Source organism: Campylobacter sp. BCW_4338 (assembly GCF_001763255.1).
Lineage (GTDB): Bacteria > Campylobacterota > Campylobacteria > Campylobacterales > Campylobacteraceae > Campylobacter_D > Campylobacter_D jejuni.
Window position 1 is genome coordinate 84,690 of record NZ_MJYJ01000041.1, and the last position, 20,124, is coordinate 104,813.

Annotated in this window: 22 protein-coding genes; 10 read left to right on the forward strand and 12 right to left on the reverse strand. The window is 30.9% G+C overall.

Annotated elements, in window-relative coordinates; genetic code table 11:
- The first annotated feature begins 3 nt into the window (after positions 1 to 3).
- Positions 4 to 447: a YqaA family protein gene (locus tag AJN69_RS04385; protein ID WP_002854339.1), complete on the forward strand. Its 444-nt coding sequence runs from the start codon at positions 4 to 6 to the stop codon at positions 445 to 447.
- Here the strand turns inward: AJN69_RS04385 and AJN69_RS04390 are convergent.
- Together AJN69_RS04390 and AJN69_RS04395 are read right to left on the reverse strand one after the other, a co-directional pair.
- Positions 403 to 1,410 carry a nucleoside hydrolase gene (locus AJN69_RS04390; RefSeq protein ID WP_070287905.1) on the reverse strand — a complete coding sequence of 336 codons (1,008 nt, stop codon included), beginning with the start codon at positions 1,408 to 1,410 and terminating at the stop codon, positions 403 to 405. The two genes, AJN69_RS04385 and AJN69_RS04390, sit on opposite strands and share 45 nt — an antisense overlap.
- On the reverse strand, positions 1,407 to 2,768 hold the full coding sequence (locus AJN69_RS04395; RefSeq protein WP_070287906.1) for an MFS transporter: 1,362 nt from the start codon (positions 2,766 to 2,768) through the stop codon (positions 1,407 to 1,409). Before AJN69_RS04395 ends, AJN69_RS04390 begins: the two co-directional genes overlap by 4 nt.
- A 161-nt stretch (positions 2,769 to 2,929) precedes the next feature.
- On the opposite strand from AJN69_RS04395, the gene polA reads away from it, so the two are divergent.
- Genes polA through motB form a run of 3 tightly spaced genes read left to right on the forward strand, consistent with a single transcriptional unit; the run spans position 2,930 to position 7,107 of the window.
- The gene (polA, locus tag AJN69_RS04400; protein WP_070287907.1) at positions 2,930 to 5,569 is read left to right on the forward strand and encodes a DNA polymerase I; all 2,640 of its coding nucleotides are present in this window, start codon (positions 2,930 to 2,932) and stop codon (positions 5,567 to 5,569) included.
- Positions 5,570 to 5,584: 15 nt separating this feature from the next.
- The gene (gene motA / locus AJN69_RS04405) at positions 5,585 to 6,361 is read left to right on the forward strand and encodes a flagellar motor stator protein MotA (protein ID WP_002880492.1); all 777 of its coding nucleotides are present in this window, start codon (positions 5,585 to 5,587) and stop codon (positions 6,359 to 6,361) included.
- Positions 6,362 to 6,363: 2 nt separating this feature from the next.
- Positions 6,364 to 7,107, forward strand: a complete 744-nt coding sequence (motB, locus tag AJN69_RS04410) for a flagellar motor protein MotB (protein ID WP_002854333.1) — start codon at positions 6,364 to 6,366, stop codon at positions 7,105 to 7,107.
- A gap of 5 nt (positions 7,108 to 7,112) precedes the next feature.
- Here the strand turns inward: motB and flhB are convergent, their stop codons facing one another.
- On the reverse strand, positions 7,113 to 8,201 hold the full coding sequence (gene flhB, locus AJN69_RS04415) for a flagellar biosynthesis protein FlhB (protein ID WP_002857279.1): 1,089 nt from the start codon (positions 8,199 to 8,201) through the stop codon (positions 7,113 to 7,115).
- A 118-nt stretch (positions 8,202 to 8,319) separates the two neighbouring features.
- Positions 8,320 to 8,916 (reverse strand): peroxiredoxin, encoded by a 597-nt coding sequence (locus AJN69_RS04420; RefSeq protein WP_002854219.1) that lies wholly within the window; start codon positions 8,914 to 8,916, stop codon positions 8,320 to 8,322.
- 205 nt (positions 8,917 to 9,121) lie between these two features.
- Between AJN69_RS04420 and AJN69_RS04425 the strand changes: the two genes are divergently transcribed.
- The 6 genes from AJN69_RS04425 to AJN69_RS04450 all read left to right on the forward strand — a co-directional run bounded on the left by AJN69_RS04425 (position 9,122) and on the right by AJN69_RS04450 (position 12,415).
- Positions 9,122 to 9,406 carry a DUF362 domain-containing protein gene (locus AJN69_RS04425; protein WP_002854354.1) on the forward strand — a complete coding sequence of 95 codons (285 nt, stop codon included), beginning with the start codon at positions 9,122 to 9,124 and terminating at the stop codon, positions 9,404 to 9,406.
- 112 nt (positions 9,407 to 9,518) lie between these two features.
- The gene (gene ndk, locus AJN69_RS04430) at positions 9,519 to 9,932 is read left to right on the forward strand and encodes a nucleoside-diphosphate kinase (protein ID WP_002854376.1); all 414 of its coding nucleotides are present in this window, start codon (positions 9,519 to 9,521) and stop codon (positions 9,930 to 9,932) included.
- Positions 9,933 to 10,286 (forward strand): hypothetical protein, encoded by a 354-nt coding sequence (locus AJN69_RS04435; RefSeq protein ID WP_002857618.1) that lies wholly within the window; start codon positions 9,933 to 9,935, stop codon positions 10,284 to 10,286.
- 23 nt (positions 10,287 to 10,309) lie between these two features.
- Entirely contained in the window at positions 10,310 to 10,456 is a 147-nt protein-coding gene (rpmF, locus tag AJN69_RS04440; protein ID WP_002858674.1) for a 50S ribosomal protein L32, read from the forward strand.
- A gap of 5 nt (positions 10,457 to 10,461) precedes the next feature.
- Positions 10,462 to 11,448 carry a phosphate acyltransferase PlsX gene (gene plsX, locus AJN69_RS04445; RefSeq protein WP_044778468.1) on the forward strand — a complete coding sequence of 329 codons (987 nt, stop codon included), beginning with the start codon at positions 10,462 to 10,464 and terminating at the stop codon, positions 11,446 to 11,448.
- Positions 11,441 to 12,415 carry a beta-ketoacyl-ACP synthase III gene (locus AJN69_RS04450; RefSeq protein ID WP_044778553.1) on the forward strand — a complete coding sequence of 325 codons (975 nt, stop codon included), beginning with the start codon at positions 11,441 to 11,443 and terminating at the stop codon, positions 12,413 to 12,415. The genes plsX and AJN69_RS04450 overlap by 8 nt, the downstream gene beginning before the upstream one ends.
- On the opposite strand, the gene AJN69_RS04455 is transcribed toward AJN69_RS04450, so the two are convergent.
- The 8 genes from AJN69_RS04455 to fliH all read right to left on the reverse strand — a co-directional run bounded on the left by AJN69_RS04455 (position 12,412) and on the right by fliH (position 20,123).
- Complete coding sequence (locus AJN69_RS04455; RefSeq protein WP_002854323.1) at positions 12,412 to 12,762, reverse strand: RidA family protein; 351 nt, start codon at positions 12,760 to 12,762, stop codon at positions 12,412 to 12,414. The genes AJN69_RS04450 and AJN69_RS04455 overlap by 4 nt on opposite strands.
- Positions 12,759 to 13,835 carry a phosphoserine transaminase gene (gene serC, locus AJN69_RS04460; protein ID WP_044778466.1) on the reverse strand — a complete coding sequence of 359 codons (1,077 nt, stop codon included), beginning with the start codon at positions 13,833 to 13,835 and terminating at the stop codon, positions 12,759 to 12,761. Before serC ends, AJN69_RS04455 begins: the two co-directional genes overlap by 4 nt.
- A 9-nt stretch (positions 13,836 to 13,844) precedes the next feature.
- The gene (gene xseA, locus AJN69_RS04465; RefSeq protein ID WP_044778464.1) at positions 13,845 to 15,008 is read right to left on the reverse strand and encodes an exodeoxyribonuclease VII large subunit; all 1,164 of its coding nucleotides are present in this window, start codon (positions 15,006 to 15,008) and stop codon (positions 13,845 to 13,847) included.
- Positions 15,005 to 15,712, reverse strand: coding sequence for a bifunctional demethylmenaquinone methyltransferase/2-methoxy-6-polyprenyl-1,4-benzoquinol methylase UbiE (gene ubiE / locus AJN69_RS04470; protein ID WP_070287909.1), 708 nt, complete (start codon positions 15,710 to 15,712; stop codon positions 15,005 to 15,007). Before ubiE ends, xseA begins: the two co-directional genes overlap by 4 nt.
- A 2-nt stretch (positions 15,713 to 15,714) precedes the next feature.
- Entirely contained in the window at positions 15,715 to 16,911 is a 1,197-nt protein-coding gene (locus AJN69_RS04475; RefSeq protein WP_002880500.1) for a hypothetical protein, read from the reverse strand.
- A gap of 45 nt (positions 16,912 to 16,956) precedes the next feature.
- Entirely contained in the window at positions 16,957 to 17,367 is a 411-nt protein-coding gene (perR, locus tag AJN69_RS04480; protein ID WP_002861102.1) for a peroxide-responsive transcriptional repressor PerR, read from the reverse strand.
- 85 nt (positions 17,368 to 17,452) lie between these two features.
- Positions 17,453 to 19,300 carry a 1-deoxy-D-xylulose-5-phosphate synthase gene (dxs, locus tag AJN69_RS04485; protein ID WP_044780390.1) on the reverse strand — a complete coding sequence of 616 codons (1,848 nt, stop codon included), beginning with the start codon at positions 19,298 to 19,300 and terminating at the stop codon, positions 17,453 to 17,455.
- Entirely contained in the window at positions 19,293 to 20,123 is an 831-nt protein-coding gene (gene fliH, locus AJN69_RS04490; protein ID WP_052858505.1) for a flagellar assembly protein FliH, read from the reverse strand. The genes dxs and fliH overlap by 8 nt, the downstream gene beginning before the upstream one ends.
- Position 20,124 lies beyond the last annotated feature (1 nt).

Here is a 20,124-nt window from a genome sequence, read left to right on the forward strand (position 1 = left end):
TTTATGTTTGATTTTTTATATAATGATATAAGTTATTTAGGACTTTTTATAGTGTGTTTTCTTTCAAGCACACTATTACCTTTGGCAAGCGAAGCCTTTGTTTTAGGCTTTATAAAACTTGATTTTAATCCAAATTTAGTGCTTATCGTAGCTACTTTGGGTAATACCTTAGGAAGTTTAAGTACTTATGGCTTGGCTTATCTTGGTAAGCAAAAAATTTTAGAAAAATACTTTAGCAAATCCTTGAAAAAATTAGAAAATTTCAATGCTAATTTTGCCAAATTTGGAAGTATATTTGCTTTTTTAAGCTTTTTACCTTTAGTGGGAGATCTTTTTGCCTTAGGACTTGGTTTTGCGAAATATTCTTTTTTAAAAACTATATTTTTTATCTTACTTGGAAAATTAAGTCGTTATGCTTTCATAATTTTCATAGCAAACTCCTTTTAAAAGCCTCTCTTTTATAAGTTTTAAAAGCTTTGCATTGTCTACATTTTTTAAAATTTTAACACAATTTTTAGTGCTTAAATCCATCCCCATACTCATTTTTGGTTCTTTAAAGCAACGCCAACTCATACCTCTTGCCAAAGAACTATCGCAAATAACATCAGCATAACACTCATCAAAATCTGCAATACTAGAATCTAATGCGTAAGCTATCGTTAAAGCGTCATGTATCCAAGTTCCCTTTGTACCACGTGTTTTAGAAGCATAATCAATCCAAACGCCTAAAGTTTCAACGATAAAATCACATAAAATATTCTTACCTTGCAACTCTTTTAAATCCTCATGAGTCAATAAAGTCTGCATGGTTACATTATAAGGTACGAGTGTAATTTTAGCTCTTGAATTTAACACCATACTAGCCGCCTCAGGATCGAAACCAAAATTTGTATCTTTAGTGTAATAAGGCATATCAAAACTACCGCCCATAATAAAAAGCTCTTTAAGATTTATATCAAAATCTTTAAAAATTTTCATAGCCATAGCGATATTTGTCAAAGGTCCTATCGCACAAATAGAAATTTCTTTAGGATTTTTACCCACCAACTCACCCATTTTAAAAATCGCATCAGGATTTATATTTTCTAAAATTTCAGGACTTTTTATATTTTCCCAAAGATATTCGAGTTTAAAATTTTTTACACTTTCATCAAGTCTTTGACGCCAAGCTTTACTTGGTTCTTTTAAGGCTTCATTCGCTCCTAAATAAACGGGGATATTTAAATTTAAACGTTTAAATAAATCCTTAGCCACGCTATAGGCAACAAGACTTGGAACATTACCGCAAATTGTGCTTAGCATTTCAAGTTTGATTTCTTTAGATGCCAAAATCAAAGCAAGCGCTAAACCATCATCGGTATTTGCTCCTGCAATAGCATTGCCTATATCCGTGTCTAAGATAAGTCTCATATCGCATCTTCTATTTTATTTAAATCTCTGCCTCTAGTTTCTGGCGCAAAAAATGTAGTCACAAAACCTATACCTGCAGTTAATACAAAATACGTTGCGATAGGCCACCAAGTGCCATAATACGCAAGTAAAGCAGAAGCCACCATAGGCGCTGTTCCTCCTGAAAGAATAGAACCTAGCTCCTTAGCAAAAGCCATTTTTGTATAACGGTTTTTTACCCCAAAAAGCTCCACACCCCAAGCCGCTTGCACACCAAAAATCCCTAAAGATGCTAAAGACATACCTACAATAATAGTTAAAATCACAATAATTTCATTTTTGCTATCTAAAAGCATAAAAGCAGGAAAAGCATAAATCATTAAAAGCAAACAAAACATTCTATAAGTAATACGTCTTCCAAATCTATCACTTAAGTAACCTGCCAAAGGAATAACCAAAAAACCCACCAATGAAGCTATCATTACCGCTGTAGTGGCAACTGATTTGTCTAAAAGTAAAATTTTAGTCACATAACCTACAATAAAACCTTGCGCAAGATAAGAAGGTCCGTTTTCGCCTATTCTTAAGCCTACCATAGTCCAAAAAGCACTACTTCTTTGCCAAAAACTTCTTTCATCTTTTTTCATATGCTTTTCGTTATTAAGACGCAATTTCATCATTTCATTTTTTTGCTTTTCAAAAACAGGGGTTTCTTTGACATGAAAACGAATATATACAGCAAAAAGAGCGATTAAAATACTTCCCATAAAAGGAACTCTCCAGCCCCATTCTTTAAAACTTGTTTCATCCATTTGTACCATCAAAAGCCATACAAAAGACGCAAGCAAAGTTCCGCTATTTGATCCTAAAGCAATCACAGAAGAAACAAGCCCTCTTCTCTTGCTAGGAGCATATTCTCCAAGCATAACTGTTCCACCTGAAAGTTCAGCTCCTGCACCAAAACCCTGTATAAAACGTAATATAACCAAACAAATAGGCGCCCAAACACCAATCACTGCATAACTTGGAATAAAACCTATAAGAGTAGTTGAAATTCCCATTAAAGCTATTGTAGCCATCATAACATTTTTTCTTCCGTGTTTATCACCTAAATAACCAAAAAACAAAGCCCCAATAGGTCTTGCAATAAAACCTATGCCATAAGTTACAAAACTAAGCAAAAGTGCAATTACTGGAGTTTGCTCAGGAAAAAACACTTCTGAAAAAATTGTTGCAGCTGCTAAACCATAAAGTGCAAAATCTGCATATTCCATAGCAGTTCCCAACCAGCAAGAAAAAACTGCCTTTTTAAAAACTTTCCTACCTTCAGGCGTGTTAAAATTCTTATCCGCAATTCCATCAATTTGCTGATTTGTCATTACATTATCCTTATATTTTAATATATTTTTTTATAAATAATTTGTAATTATGGCTAAAAATTGCAGTGTTTTTGCTTAAAGATCTTAAATTGTAGACATTTTAAGCAAAATTTTGAAATAATACAACTTAAAAATATATTTTATCAAAAGAAGAAATTATTATGAAAACTTTAACTATTATCGATACTTTTGGATTTTTTTTCAGACTTTACTACGCATTAAAAGGTTTTAAAAATTCACAAGGACAAGCTAGTGGAATGATTAGCGGTTTTGCAAATTTTATTTATAGCTTAAAAAATGAACACAAAAGTGATTATATTGTTTTTGCATTAGACTCCAAAGGAAAAACTTTTCGTAGCGAAATTGATCCAAACTATAAACAAAATCGCACTCCACCACCACCTGAACTTCTAGAACAAATTCCAATTTGCATAGAGATGATAGAAAAAATGGGTTTTATAAGCGTTTCTAGGGAAGGTTATGAAGCCGATGATATCATCGCTTCTTTTGTAAGAACTTGTGAAGATAGGGATATTTTTGTACGCATTATCACTCAAGATAAAGATCTTTATCAACTCATAAAAGATGGTAAAACAAGCATTTACAGTCCTATTTCTAAAAACGACTATGATGAAGCAGCGTGTTTAGAAAAATACGGAGTAAAACCTCATCAAATCAGAGATTTTTTAGCTCTTTGCGGAGATAGTTCTGATAATATTCCAGGCGTTAAAGGTATAGGTGCAAAAGGGGCTAAAACCTTACTTGATGAATTTGGTAGTATAGAAGGAATTTATGAAAATTTAACCCTAGTACGCAACGAAAGAAGTCGTAACTTGCTTTTAGAGGGTAAGGAAAATGCATTTTTAAGCAAAAAATTAGCCTCTTTGTATGAAAATTTAGAAGTGCAAGATCTTATAGAAAAAGCAACTTATCCTGATGAAGAACCTCTTTTAAAAATACTTGAAATTTTAGAACATTACGAACTTAATGCTTTGCTTAAAAAACTGCGTCAAAATCCTGATAATAAAGATAAAAATTTAGGTTTTAAAGCCACTTTAATACAAGATGAAAACAAACTTTTTGAAATTTTAAATACCCTTGATAAAGAAAGTATTATTGCTTTTGATACCGAAACTACAGGACTTGATACAAAAGAAGCAAAAATTGTTGGTTTTAGTTTTTGCATGAGTGAAAATGAAGCTTTTTACGTGCCTTTAACTCATAATTATCTTGGAGTAGGTGAGCAAATCTCATTGCAAAGTGCCAAAAAAGCTATAGAGCTAATCTTTAATCATTTTGTTATAGGACACAATCTCAAATATGATTTTAAAATCATTCAAAACAATTTTGGATTAAATTTACCTCAAAAATACGCAGATACAATGATTTTAGCATGGCTTAAAAATCCTTCTTTAAGAGTAAATATGGATGATTTAGCCTTAAGACTTTTTAATTATGAAACCTTACATTTTGAAAGCCTTGTTAAAAAAGGAGAAAATTTTGCAAGTGTAGAACTTGAAAAAGCTTGCAAATACGCCGCAGAAGATGCTTATATCACGTTAAGATTTTATCTTTATTTTTTAAAAAATCTTGAAACTCCTTTATTAGAACTTGCTAAAAACTGTGAATTTGATTTCATTAAAATCATTATGATGATGGAAGAAAATGGCATAAAGCTTGATACAAATGCACTTGAAGCCCTTATGAAAAAATTTGAAAATGAAATCAAAAATTTAAGTGAAGAAATTTATACTCTTTGTGAGGATAGATTTAACCTAAACTCACCTAAACAAGTAGGTGATATACTTTTTGAAAAACTTAAACTTCCAAGTGGAAAAAAAGGAAAAACAGGATATTCTACCGATGAAAAAGTTTTAAATGCACTTTTAGATAAACATCCTGTAATTGCCAAAATTTTAGATTATAGAGAACTTGCCAAACTTTATTCCACTTATTGTGAACCTTTGTTAAAACTAGCGTTAAAAGATAAAAATTCACGCATTTATTCAAGTTTTTTACAGACTGGAACCGCTACAGGACGCCTTTCATCTAAAGATCCAAATTTGCAAAATATTCCTGCACACGGACAATACGCAAAAGATTATAAATCTTGCTTTGTAGCTAAAGATGGATTTAGTTTTATCTCTCTTGATTATTCTCAAATCGAACTGAGAATGCTTGCGCATTTTAGCGAAGATGAAAAACTTTTAAATGCTTTTGCTAACGATGAAGATATACATGCAAGAACAGCTATAATGATTTTTGGAGAAAGCAATTATGAAACCAGAAGTGTTGCAAAAAGTATAAATTTTGGACTTATTTATGGCATGGGCTATAAAACTTTAAGTCAAAATTTAAAAATAGAAGCTCATTTAGCCAAATCTTACATAGAAAAATATTTTGAAAATTTTACTAGTATTAAGAAATATTTTGAAACAGTTAAAAATGAAGCTAAACAAAATGGCTTTATCACTACTTTAAGCGGTCGCAAGCGTTATTTTGATTTTGAAAACGCAAAACCTATGCAAATTGCTATGTATGAAAGAGAAAGCATCAATTCAATCTTGCAAGGCTCAGCAGCTGATGTAATCAAACTTGCAATGTTAGAAATCAACAAGGAATTAAATGAAGATAAAAAGCTTATTTTGCAAATTCACGATGAATTAATTTTTGAAGTAAAAGATGATTTATGTGAAAATTTTGTGAAAAAAACTAGAGATATTATGGAAAATATAGTAAAATTAAAAGTAAAATTAAAAACAAGCTCAAGTATCGCCAAAAATTGGGGCGATTTAAAATAATCAAGGAGATATTTAATGGATCTTTCAACCATACTGGGAATGGTGCTCGCAGTTACTAGTATTTCAGTAGGAGATATATTAGAAGGAGGAAATCCTTTACATGTTATTCACCTTTCTTCCTTTCTTATAGTTATGCCAACGGCTGCATTTTGTGCAATGACTTCTACACATAAAAAAATCGTAAAAGCAGCTTATAAAGAACTCAAAGTTGTCTTTAAAGGTTCTGGAGTAAATCTACCTGAAAGGATAGCCCAGTTAATAGAATTTGCCATTATTGCAAGAAGAGATGGACTTTTAGCATTAGAATCAAGAACCAATGAGATTGAAAATGAATTTTTAAAAAATGCTATGATGATGCTTGTAGATGGTAAAAGCTTTGAAGAAATTCACGAAAGCATGGAAATACAAACCGAACAACTTGAAGAGCATTATAAAGAATGCGCAGAATATTGGATAGTATTTGGAGAAACTTGCCCTACCATGGGACTTGTTGGAGCGGTTTTTGGTCTTATTCTAGCTCTTAAATTGCTAGATAATCCTCAAGCAATGGCAGCGGGTATTTCAGGTGCTTTTACAGCTACGGTTACTGGGATTTTTGGTGCTTATGCGCTTTTTGCACCTTGGGGAAGAAAAATGAAAGCTAATGGAATGGATCTTGTAAAAGAGCAAATTGTCATCACTGAAGCCATAAAAGGAATTGCAGAAGGTGCGAATCCTAGAGATTTGGAAGCTAAGCTTTTTAATTTCTTAAGTCACGATGATCCAAAAATTTCACAATTTGACAAAGGTTAAAAATGGCCAAGAAACATAAATGTCCAGAATGTCCTGCAGGTGAAAAATGGGCTGTACCTTATGCAGACTTTCTAAGTTTGCTTTTGGCACTTTTTATTGCTCTTTGGGCAATTTCTAAAACAAATCCTGCTAAAGTAGAGGCTTTAAAAACCGAATTTGTTAAAATCTTTGATTATACCTCTACTCAAACAGTCAAAGAAGAGAGTAAAACCCAAGAAAAATATAAGGGTGCAGCAAAAGAAGAAAGTGATGAACTCAAATCGTTAAAACAAATGACTATGACACAGCAAGAAACCATCAAACGTCTTCAAGCGGCTCTAGATCAAAGCGACAATCAGGTTGCTCTTAACCTTCCATCTAAAGTTGAATTTGAAAGAGGTAGTGCTCAAATCGTTTCAGCTGATATACAAGATTATTTAAAACGTATGGCTGAACTAACAACATATTTGCCACCTCAAGCAAAAATAGAAATTAGAGGCTATACAGACAATAGCGACTCTATTATAAGAAGTTATGAACTCGCCTATCAAAGAGCAGAAAATGTATTAAAATATTTTATAGAAGGTGGAGCAAATTTAAAAAACATTAGCATTAAAAGCTACGGGCTTAATAATCCTATCAATGGAAATCCACAAGCTCTAGAAAATAATAGAGTAGAAATATATTTTAAAGTTGATACAGCAGATACAAGTACTCAAAAATCGGTTCTTGAGCTTATTAACAAAATAGGAACTAAAGCACCTTAAAAGTTTTAGTTTCCTTTTTTTACTTGACCAGCTAAACGACTCTTATTATTTGTATTATAAACAAATCCTAGCACCTCAGCTACAGCTTTAAACATTTCCCTAGGAATAAGATCATTAACATCACAAGCTTTATAAAGCTCTCTTGCTAAAGGAGGATTTTCATAAACTACAACATTATTTTCATAGGCTACTTGTTTTATGCGAAGAGCGAGAAAATCCACTCCTTTGGCAACAACCCTAGGGGCTTGTTCTTTACTTGTATCATAACGAATAGCTACGGCATAATGCGTTGGGTTTGTGATCACCACATCCGCACCTGCAACATCTTGAACCATACGACGACGCGCAGCTTCCATTTGAAGTCTACGAATTCTACCTTTAACCTGAGGATCTCCTTCCATTTGTTTATACTCATCTTTTATTTCTTGTTTGCTCATACGCAAACCTTTAAAATACTGAAAACGCACCAAAAAAACATCTAAAACAGCAATAATTAAAAAAGCAACTATAACAATAGCTGCTAAAACAATAGCTCTGTCTCTTAGCCAAGTAAGCTGTGCAACCATAGTATAAAGCTCAACTCTTGGAAGCTCTTGCATAAATTTAAGTAAAACTATAAAAGCTATAGTAAAAACAATACCCACTTTTAAAATAATTTTTATACTTTCAACAATTTTTTTCAATGAAAAAAGGTTTTTTAAACCTTTTAGAGGATTGATTTTTCCTAAATTTGGCATAATAGGTTTAGTTGTAAAAATAAAACCAAATTGCATAATATTTCCCAAAACCCCAGCAATCATAATACTTAAAACAATAGGTGCAAGAATAATTAAAACCTCAAAAATGCTTTTAATCATAATGGCTTGAATAATACGCAAATCAAATTCAACACCAATAAAACTTTGATAGTATCTATATAAATTTACAATTCTCTCGCCCATAAAACTCATCATAAATAAAGTTATAGTTACTCCAATTATCAAAGTTACAATAGCTGCCGCATCTTGAGACTTTGGAACATTACCTTCTTTACGCGCATCTTCTATCTTTTTGGACGTGGGTTCTTCTGTTTTTTCTTGATCTTCGCCTGCCATATTTTAGCCTAAATAAAAATTTTAATATGTGTGTAAAATTATAGTAGAAAATTTATGAATTTCAATTAAAGAATAAAAATGAAGAAAAAGCCTCGTAAAGAGGCTTTATACTAAGAAATTAAAGTTTAGCTTCGTTTTTGCCAAGATATTCAGCCACGCCTTTAGGGTTAGCTTTCATACCTTCATCACCCTTATTCCATCCTGCAGGACAAACTTCACCATGCTCATTTGTAAAAAGCATAGTATCAACCATTCTTAACATTTCATCTATATTTCTACCTAGTGGTAAATCATTAACCACAGCATGGCGAACTGTTCCATCAGCATCAAGCAAGAACGAACCACGAAGGGCAACTGCTTCTGCATAAAGTACATCAAAATTTCTAGCAATCTGCTTAGTTAAGTCAGCAACAAGCGGAAATTTAACCTGACCAATACCACCTTGATTTACTGGAGTATTTTTCCAAGCAAAATGTGAAAATTCATTATCTCCTGAAATTCCAATTACTTCAATGCCACGGTTTTTAAATTCTTGATATCTTTTGTCAAAAGCTATAATTTCTGAAGGACAAACAAAAGTAAAATCTTTTGGATAAAAGAATACTACCGCTCCTTTTGGACCTATGTTTTTATAAAGATTAAAATCTTGAACAATTTCATTGTTTCCCAATACTGCTGGAGCAGTAAAATCTAAAGCTTTTTTAGTAACTATCATATTTTCTCCTAAATAATAAATTTTATTGATAACGAAATTATATCGTTTAAATCTTTATTTTTTTTTAAATATCTAAAATAATATTAAAAATTTAAGAAAGTTATAATTATTATCAAATAATGTAAATTTTTGATTATCAAAATTTACATTATTTAAGAATTTTATGCTAAAATCTTTTAAATCTTAATATTAAAAAGGAGAAAAAATGGCTGTAAAAATTACAGATATATGTATTGCTTGTGGTTCTTGTATTGATGAGTGTCCAGTGAGTGCTATCGTTGATGATGCTAACAATCCAGAAGGCGAAGATAGATATTATGTTTATGCAAACAAATGCGTTGAATGCGTAGGACATAATGATCAACCCGCTTGTGCTAGTGCTTGCCCAACAGATGGATGTATAGTTTGGAGTGCTGTAGAATCAGGACAACCAAGTCGTGATAATATTGGCGCTGATATGAGAAGTGGGGACACTCCAGTTTTTGCATAATTTTAAAAAATTAAAAAGCTAGAGATTCCTAGCTTTTTCTTTTAATTTAACTTTCTTTAAACAAATTCAAGTATAATTTTAAGCTTTATTAAAATAAGGAGTTATTACAAAGATGGAAAAAACTTTATCTATAATTAAACCTGATGCTGTTAAAAAAGGTGTTATAGGAAAAATTTTAGATCGTTTTGAAAGCAATGGATTAAGAATCGCTGCAATGAAAAAAGTTCAACTTAGTAAAGAACAAGCTGAAAATTTTTATGCTGTTCATAAAGAAAGACCTTTTTTTAAAGACTTGGTTGAATTTATGATTAGCGGTCCTGTTGTTGTTTCTGTACTAGAAGGAGAAGGTGCTGTATTAAAAAATAGAGATTTAATGGGAGCGACAAATCCTAAAGAAGCTAAAGCAGGAACAATTAGAGCCGATTTTGCTGAGAGTATTGATGCTAATGCTGTTCATGGAAGTGACAGCTTGGAAAATGCAAAAATAGAAATTGATTTTTTCTTTAAACCAAATGAAATTTGCTAAATGAAAATCCCTTTTTCTAAGATTAATACAAAGGAATATCCTTTTAAACTTAATCTTGAAAATATGATTTTTGAGGGAAATTTAGTAAAAATAAATCCTAAGCTTGTTAAAATAAATGCTATTATGCAAGGTTTTATCTATAGACCTTGTGATAGTTGTGGAACTGAGTTAGAACTTGAAATTAAAGAAAATTTAGAACTTTTTGCAAGTGATGGTATTTTTAAAGATGAAGCAAACGAATTGAGCAATACTATAGAATTTTTCGATGGACATATTGATTTAATAGAAGTTGCTATCAGCGAGCTTGAAGCTTATTTAAGTGATTATTTTTATTGCATAAATTGCAATAATTAATTAAATTTTATAAAGGAGAAAAAATGGCAGTACCAAAGAGAAGAGTGAGCAAAACTCGTGCAGCTAAACGCAGAACTCACTATAAAGTTAGTCTTCCTATGCCTATAAAAGACAAAGATGGAAGCTACAAAATGCCTCACCGTGCGAATCCAACAACTAAGGAATATTAAAATCAATGATTAACATTGCCATTGATGCAATGGGTGGTGATTTTGGAGAAAAACCCATTATAGAAGGCGTTTTAAAGGCGCTAGAAGCAAAACCTTTTAACGCTATCTTAGTGGGAAATTCTAAAATTCTAAAACCTTTAATACCAAAAAAATTAGAGCAATATATACAATACGAAGAATCTAGTGAAATTTTTTCGATGAATGAAAATGCCACAGATGCTTTAAAAAATAAAGAAACAACCATTTATAAAGCTATTAATTTATTAAAAGAAAAAAAAGTAGATGCTGTAGTTTCAGCGGGTCATAGTGGAGCAAGTATGTCTTTGGCTACCTTAAGGCTTGGAAGACTTAAAGGTATTTCAAGACCTGCTATTGCCACTTTAATGCCAAATATCGTTAACAAAACTTTACTTTTGGATGTTGGAGCTAATACAGATTGTAAAGCTGAAAATTTATTTCAATTTGCCATAATGGGTGAAGTTTATGCTAAAGAAATTATGCAAATTCAAAAACCACGCCTTGCTTTACTTTCTAATGGCGAAGAAGAATGCAAAGGTAATGAACTTACCAAAGAAAGTCATCAGCTTATGAAAAAAATTCCAAATTTTATAGGTAATGCTGAAGGTAGAGATATTTTCAATGGTGAAATAGATGTTTTAATCTGCGATGGTTTTGATGGAAATGTTATCTTAAAGGCTTGTGAAGGTGTGGCAACAGCAATTTTTCAACTTTTAAAAAATGAAGTAAAGCAATCTTTTATTTCTAAAATAGGTGCTTTACTTATGAAGCCATCTTTTAAAAAATTAAAAAAACACATAGATTGGCAAGAATATGGCGGAGCACCCCTTCTTGGAGTTAATGGTTGTGTGATTATAAGTCATGGAAAAAGTGATTCTAGGGCTATTAAAAATGCAATTTTTCAAGCTATAAATTTTAGCCAGTCTCATATCAATGAACTTATAGAAAATGAACTTGGGAAATACAATGCTTAAAGCCAGTCTTAAAAGTATAGCTTCTTATATTCCAGAAAAAATTTTAAGCAATGCTAATCTTGAAAAGATGGTAGATACCACCGATGAATGGATCACTAGACGCACAGGCATTAAAGAAAGACGTATTGCTGGTGAAAATGAGAATACTAGCGATTTGGGTACAAAAGCTGCATTAAAAGCCATAGAAAGAGCAAATTTAAAACCTGAAGATATTGATGCAATTCTTGTAGCCACTTTAAGTCCTGATTATTTTACTATGCCTTCAACGGCTTGTAAAATTGCTTCAAATTTAGGACTTGTAAATATTAGTGCTTTTGATATTTCAGCAGCTTGTTCTGGTTTTATCTATTTGCTTGAACAAGCTAAAGCCTTAATAGAAAGTGGTTTGAAAAAAAATGTTTTAATCGTAGGAGCTGAAAAAACAAGTTCAATTATGGATTACAATGACAGAAGCATTTGCATACTCTTTGGAGATGGTGCGGGTGCTGGAGTTGTAAGTTTGGACAATGAAAATCATATCCTTGATGTACATACTGCAAGCAATGGTAATTATGGAGATCTTTTAATGACTCAAAGATCGCAAAAATCAAGCCTATGTCAAACACTTTCTATGCAAATGAGGGGCAATGAAGTTTTTAAAATAGCAGTAAACACGCTTAGCAATGATGTTGTAGAAATTTTAGCTAAAAATAACATTTTAGCACAAGAAATTGATCTTTTTATTCCTCATCAAGCTAATCTACGCATCATTAAAGCCGTCCAAGAAAAACTCAATCTAAGTGATGAAAAATGTGTGATTACCGTACAAAAATATGGCAATACTTCAGCTGCTTCTATACCTATGGCAATGAATGATGCCTATGAAGAAGGTCGACTTAAAAAAGGAGATCTAATCTTACTGGATGCTTTTGGTGGTGGTTTTACTTGGGGATCTGCGCTTTTAAAATTTGGAGGGGAGAATTTTTAATTCTCTCTTAGCTTTCCAAAAGCTTGAATTTCTACCAAATAACCCTCTGCTAAAGCACTTCCTACACAAGCTCTAACAGGTTTAGGATAATTTTTAATCCAAGCATCATAAATTTCATTCATTGCATCAAAATCTTGCATATTAGCTAACCAGATTTGAATTTGAATCAAATCTCCTTTGTTTGCGCCTATTTTTTCAAACAAAGCATCAAGTTCTGCAAGCGCTTCTTTAGTTTGTTTTTTAATATCTCCGCTAGGTTCAAAAGCCACTTGTCCTGCAGTCTTAAAATATTTATCAAAAACAATAATTTGCGACATTCTATCGCACTCATCAAAACGCTTTATCATGCATATTTTCCTTGAAATTCTTTCATAAATTCACACAAGGTTTTTACCTGATCCAAATTAAGCGCATTATAAATACTTGCACGAATTCCCCCTAAAATTCTATGTCCTTTAAGTCCTATCATTCCAGCTTCTTCGGCTTCCTTTACAAAAAGAGGCTCTAAATCTTTATTTTTAGCAATATTAAAACTCACATTCATTAAAGATCTATCCTTTTTATCTGCATGTCCTTTATAAAATCCATTACTTAAATCAATACACTCATAAAGCATAGCAGCTTTTTGAGAATTTTTCTCATGTACTTTATCAAGTCCGCCTTGATTTAAAAGCCAATCCATTTCAAGATTAAACATATAAATAGCAAAGGTTGGAGGCGTGTTAAACAAGGACTGATTCTCAGCATGAGTCAAATAATTTAACATGCTAGGAATTTGTTTATTTTTAGATCTTTCTAACATATCTTTACGGATAAAAATACAACTTAAACCCGAAATTCCAGCATTTTTTTGCACTCCGCCATAAAAAAGAGCAATATTTGAAAAATCTACTTTTCTAGAAAAAAAATCACTCGATGCATCCACAATCAAAGGAGTTTTACTTTTGGGATAATTTTGATATTGAGTGCCGTAAATAGTATTGTTAGAACAAATATAAGCATAATCAGCATTATCGCTAAATTCCACTCTAGGAATATGATTAAAATTACTTTCCTCGCTACTTGCTACAGTTTTAACATTGACACCTAAAATTTGTGCTTCTTTAATCGCTTTTTTTGTCCAAACTCCTGTATTTGCATATTCACAAACCCCATTTAAAGCTAAATTCATAGGAATCATAGCAAATTGCAAACTTGCTCCACCTTGTAAAAATAATACTTCATAATCATCATTTAACCCGTAAAGTTTTTTAGCTTTCTCTTGTGCTCCAAAATGCACTTCTTCAAATACTTTTGTGCGGTGAGAAATTTCCATTATAGAATAACCCCTACCCTGATAATCACAGAATTCTTTTTGAGCTTGCTCTAAAATTTCTAAAGGTAAAGTCGATGGCCCTGCACTGAAATTGATTTTTCTCATAATTTATCCTTATAAAATTTTTGCTTCTTTTTGAGAAGTTTGAGAACTTAAAATAACGATATCATCACTCTTAAGATCTTCTAAATTTGCTATTTTACCATTTTTTCTGATACAAATAAACTTTTTGCTTTTATTAAAAAAATTCTCATGTTGCAAATAAGCATTTTGCAATTTATCTAATTTTAATTCATTATAACGCATTTGATTTGCCAGTAGATGATTTAATTGCTTTTCTATATTATGGCTTTGTTTTATTTTTTCATCTATTATTTTTGGCAAAGAATTAAATTTGAAAAATTTGCTTAAATTTAAAAGCAAATTTTCATAATTTTGTATTTTATGATTCCAAAGTTGCATTAATTTTTCTTCCATTAAATCCAAACTTTGCTCTATATCCAGCTTAGAATAAAACAAAGTATCTATAGCAGCTGAGGGCGTTGGAGCTCTAAAATCTGCAACAAAATCACTAATAACATAATCAATCTCATGTCCTATGGCTGAAATGATAGGAGTTTTTGCTTTAAAAATCTCTCTTGCTAAATTTTCATCATTAAAACAAAAAAGATCTTCCCTGCTTCCTCCACCACGTGCTATAATAAGAACATCTAAATCCATATCATCGGCTTTTTTTAAAGCTTGTATAAGAGAAAAAGGAGCATTATTTCCTTGAGTTAAAGCATCAAAAATATAAATTTTTGCCAAAAAATATTCTTTTTGATGAATAAGTTTTAACATATCTTGCAAAGCAGCAGAAGTTTTTGAAGTGATAATGCCTACTTTTTTAGGAAATTTTGGCAAAGATTTTTTAAAGCGTGGATCAAAAAGTCCTTCTTTTTGCAAACGCTCTTTTAAAGCCAAAAACTGTGCTTCTAAATCCCCAAAACCTGCTTTTTTCATACTAGTAGCGATAAATTGATAACGACCGCTTTCAGGATATAAACTCACACTTCCACAAAGCTCTAAAAAATCCCCCACCGCTGGTTTAAACCCGACTTTTAAATTAGCTCCTTTAAACATAGCACAAGCAATGCTTGATCTTTCATCTTTTAAATCAAAATACCAATGCCCTGAACCATGCAAAGTAATTTTTGAAATTTCTCCACTTAAAACTATATCATCAAAATGTGTTTCTAATAAAGCCTTTGCTTTAAGATTTAATTCTGTTGGTGTCATAGTTTTTTTGCTATAAACATTGAACTCACGCCAAAGCTAAAACTTTTATAATCAAGCATTTCAAAACCAGCATTTTTAAGTTCTAAGATGAATTCTTCCTTACTTAAAAATCCTTCAATAGAGTTTGGCAAATACTCATAAGCACTTTTATTTTTACTGATTATCCCACCTATACTTGGTAAAATATTTTTAAGATAAAAATCCCTACAAGCTGCTATAAATCCACCCTTTTCTCTTTTTGTAAATTCCAAAACTACCAAAATACCATCTTTTTGAAGTACTCTAGCAAATTCGCTTAAGGCTTTTTGTCTTTCTACAACATTGCGAATGCCATAACTAATGCTTAAAATATCTAAACTTTGACTTTCTAAAGGTAAATTTTGCGCCCCTGCTTCTATAAATTCGACATTTGGAAATTTTTCTTTTGCAACATTTAGCATACCACTACTTGGATCAATGCCTTTAATATTTAAAATATTTTTTTTCATTTTTAAAGCGCTCTCTTGCCAAATCTCTATCATATCCCCTGTGCCACAGGCAATATCAGCGATTTTTAAATCTTTTTTTAAATACAAACTCATCACTCTTTGACAAGCTTTTTTGCGCCACGCTACATCAGCTCCAAAGCTTAAAATTCTATTCGCCTTATCATAAGTAGGTGCAATTTGATTAAACATTTCTATAATTTTTTCTTGTTTTTGCATTTTTATCCTTTGTAAATTTTCAAATTTTTACTTGATTTTTTAAGCAATTTGCAAAATTTATTTTTATTATTGATTATTTTCGAAAAAATATTTTTATCTCTATCTTTGCAATATTTTTCATAAAGTTTGTTTAAATTTTTTATCTCTAAAAAACGATAAAAATATTCTAAAAATATTGCCAATTCAAAAAAACTATTTTCAAAAAGCTCTAAATCAAAATTTTTTAGTATATTTTTTCTAAATAAAATAATTTTTTTTCTAAGTTCTAACGCAACAAGTTGTTTAAAAAACCTATCTTTGCAATCGCCTTCATAAAAAGAATTTTCCTTTATGAAAAAATCAAAATCATTAAACAAATCTTGGATTTTTTCATCGCTTAAAAATAGTAATAAATCTTGATTTGAATTTTCACTTGCTAAAATATCTTGAGTTTTTTTCGTTATATCTTTAAACTTTAAAGCCAAAATATTACTCAAATTTTTATCTAAAATAGTATTCATGCTTGATAAAACTATATACAAACTTCTTGAATAAAATAAAAATTCACATAAACTTTGCTTATCTTTTCTCTCTAAAGATAAAGTCCAATAAAATTTTAATTTTTTAAATAAATAAAATAAAAAAATCCTAAATCCATCATAAGCATTAATATAATTTGGAAAATCCAAGCTAAAATTCTGATTTTTTTCTATAATTTTAAAACATTTCTCTATATCAAACTTTTGATATTCAAAACCATATAAAACGATATGTTTAGAATTTAAATCATGATGTAATTCTTTTTGAATTTTAAAATCTTTAGGGATTTTAAATTCATTGGAACTATCCAACGTTGGAAAAAATATTTTTAAAATACAAATTTTAGGCTCTTCATAAATATCAATATAACTTTTTAAAGAACACAATTTAAATTCGAAGCGTTCTTTTTTAATGCTCTTTCCTATAATCTTTTTTCGAGCTTTTTCAAATTTTTTTTTAGAAATTTTCTCTTCTTGATTCTGTTCTAAAATTGAATTATTAAATTTTGTAATTTTATAAAATTCATTGCAAAAACTTTGAAATTTAACACTATGATTTGAAGTTATTTGAGTATAAAAAGTTTCAAATTTAGAATTTCGAAAAGGTATATTATCTTTTTTTAAATTCTCTAAAAGAGTGCAATCAGATAGTAAAAAGTTTTTTTGAATTTCATAAACCATTAAAATAACCCTTAAAATATATGGGCTATTTTAACCTTATTTTGCTTAATGACACTTTTTACAACTATCAACATAAGCACAAACGGACAGATGATTGACGAGATTGCCTATCTTTTTTTCTAAATGCTCTTGATATTCATAAAGCTTAGCATCTTTAAAACTTAAATCCTCTATACCACCACATTTGGCGCAAACTACATGAATATGTTCTTCTTCATAAATATCGTAACAAGTTTTTTGATTTAAAACATTGATTTCAACAACTAAACCTTGTTCTTGTAAAGTATTAAGATTTTTATAAACCGTCGCTAAAGAGATTGAAGGGTATTCTTTTTTAATTTCTGCATATAATTCATCAATATTAGGATGCTCATGTCTTTTTAAAATTTTTAAAACACATAGTCTTTGCGGAGTAGCTTTTAACTCATGTTTTTTAAGCATTTGTAGTAATTCCATTGTATTTATTCCTTGCTTTTTTAAGTGGAAATAATAATAAAATTTTTATTAAAAGAAGTTTATATTAAATAATATTTTTTATTATTTAATGATAAAATTTTAAAACTTTCGTCAACAAACTATTGACATCTTTTTCTAGATTTTTTTCCACCTCACTTGTTTTTCCATGTTCAATAAATTTGTCTTCATATTCAAAGCTAATAACTTTTACATGCAAATCATATTTTTGTAAAAAATTATTAATTAAACTTTCTATACCGCCAATTTTAACATTTTCACTAAAAATAAACCAAATTTTACTTTTTTTAGCAAGCTCACGCAAAAGCTCTTCATCTAAAGGTTTAGCAAAAATTAAATCGATCAAATTAGCATTATTATTCATTTCTTGCAAGGCTCTTAAAACTTGCCACGCTTTTGCCACACCTTGTCCATAACCCAAAAAAGCAATTTCACTATTATTTTTTACAAGCCATTGTGCCTTACCAAGTTTTATCTCACAAGGATTAAATTCTTTATCCAAAATAAAACTCCCTCTAGGATAACGAAAAGCAATAGGTCCTTGATGTAAATAAGCGTACTCCATTATATTTTGCATCATTTGCTCATCTCTTGGGGCTAAAAGAGTGAAATTTGGCAAAGGAGCTAAAAAACTAAGATCAAAAACACCTTGATGTGTCTCCCCATCTTCGCCTACTATCCCTGCTCTATCCATAGCAAAAACCACATTTAAATTCATAATTGCACAATCATGGATCACTTGATCATAAGCACGCTGCAAAAAGGTGCTATATATTGCAATAAAAGGTTTAAATCCTTCTTTTGCCATAGCAGCCATAGAAGTTACTGCATGCTGTTCTGCAATAGCCACATCCCAAAAACGATTTGGATATTTTTCTATAAGCTTATCAAGACCTGTTCCACTTGGCATAGCCGCCGTAACCCCAACAATATTTTCATATTTTGAGGCTAAATCAAGCAAATTTTTAGAAAAAATTTCAGTAGCAGATTTTTTAGTATCACTTTTTTTAACACTCTCTCCACTATCTATATCAAAAGCTCCCACCCCGTGCCATTTAGCATGTTTTCCTTCGGCTAAAGCATAGCCTTTACCCTTTATGGTTTGAGCATGTATCACACAAGGCTTTTGCATAGCTTTTGCTTGTTTTAATGCAGAAATAATTTCACCTAGATTATGTCCATCAATAGGCCCTATATATTCAAGCCCTAATTCTTCAAACAAAAGCCCAGGAGTAATAAGTTTAAAACTCTCTTCAAAACGCTTGGCCATATAAGTAGCACTATCAGGCAATATATCCAACATTTTAGCAATACGCTTTTTAAAACTTTGATAAAACTGCGTTGCCATAGCCTGAGAAAGATACTTTGAAATTGCTCCAATTGGTTTTGAAATACTCATTTCATTATCATTTAAAAGTATTACGCAAGGAAATTTAGAATCACCCAATTCATTTAAAGCCTCATAGGCCATACCCGCACTTAAAGCACCATCTCCAATCAAAGCAACAGGAATACGTTTTTCACCCTTTAAAGCAATGGCCTTACAAGCACCTACTGCCAAAGAAATAGAGGTGCTAGAATGCCCTGCTACAAAATAATCCCCCTCGCTAGGTTTTGTATAACCACTCAAACCATTGATTTGTCTTAAAGTATCAAATATTTCTTCTTTTCCGCTTAAAAGCTTGTGTGTATAAGATTGATGTGACACATCAAAAATAAAAGGATCTTTTTTTGCATCAAAAACCAAATGCATTGCTATACTAAGTTCTACAGCACCCAAATTTGAACTTAAATGCCCACCATTTTTACTCACAACTTGTATGATTTTTTCACGCATAGATGCTGCTAAATTTTCTAATTCTTTTAAACTTAGCTTTTCTAACTCTTCTTGAGTATGGGCAAATTTTTTACTCATTATTCACCATTTTTTTAATTTTAGTTAGACGAGAGTTAAGATTGGACTCTATATTGCCTGCGTCACTTATAATAACAACGCTTCCTTTGCTAATTGCATCATCAAGACTTATTTTAATATGAGTATTCTGATCAAATTGCTCTTTTAAATACTCATAATCCTCTGCATTAACCTTAAGCTCAATTGCACTAGCACCCTTAAGCTCGCCGATTAAATCTTTAGCCAAAGCATAAGCTATCTTACTTGAATTTAGTTCAAGCTCTTTTAAGATTACTTCTTTAGCGATATCTATAGCGGTATCTGCTAATTCTTTCTCGTTTTTTTCTATAAAATTTTCAAGATTTTCACAAGCATTATCGAGCTTGGCTATACTTTTTAAATACTTATCTTTAAAATCACTCAATTCCTTTTGAAATTCTTCTTTTGCTTTCTCATAACCTTCTTTGGCAAATTTTTCTTTAGCATTTTCAAGTTCTGAATTTAAGCGGTTATTAAATTCATTCTCTTGACTTTCTATTTGCATTTGAAGTTTAATAATATTGCTTGACATTTCATCTGTTTTTTTAAGCAAATCTTCAACAAAACTTGGTTGAAATGTTGGAATTTGAGTTTCCATAACAGCTTGCGTAGGGGCAATAGCATGATTTTCTTCGACTGGTTTTTCGTCATTTAAAGATATATTAGCATTTTCTTCATCTGGAGTTTGAGTATGTTTTTTTTCACCTGTATGATTATCAAATTCTGAAATAACTTTAAAACGATATCCTTCAACAACATGCTGATCAGAATCCCCACCGGAAATTACATTACTACGATTAACCATC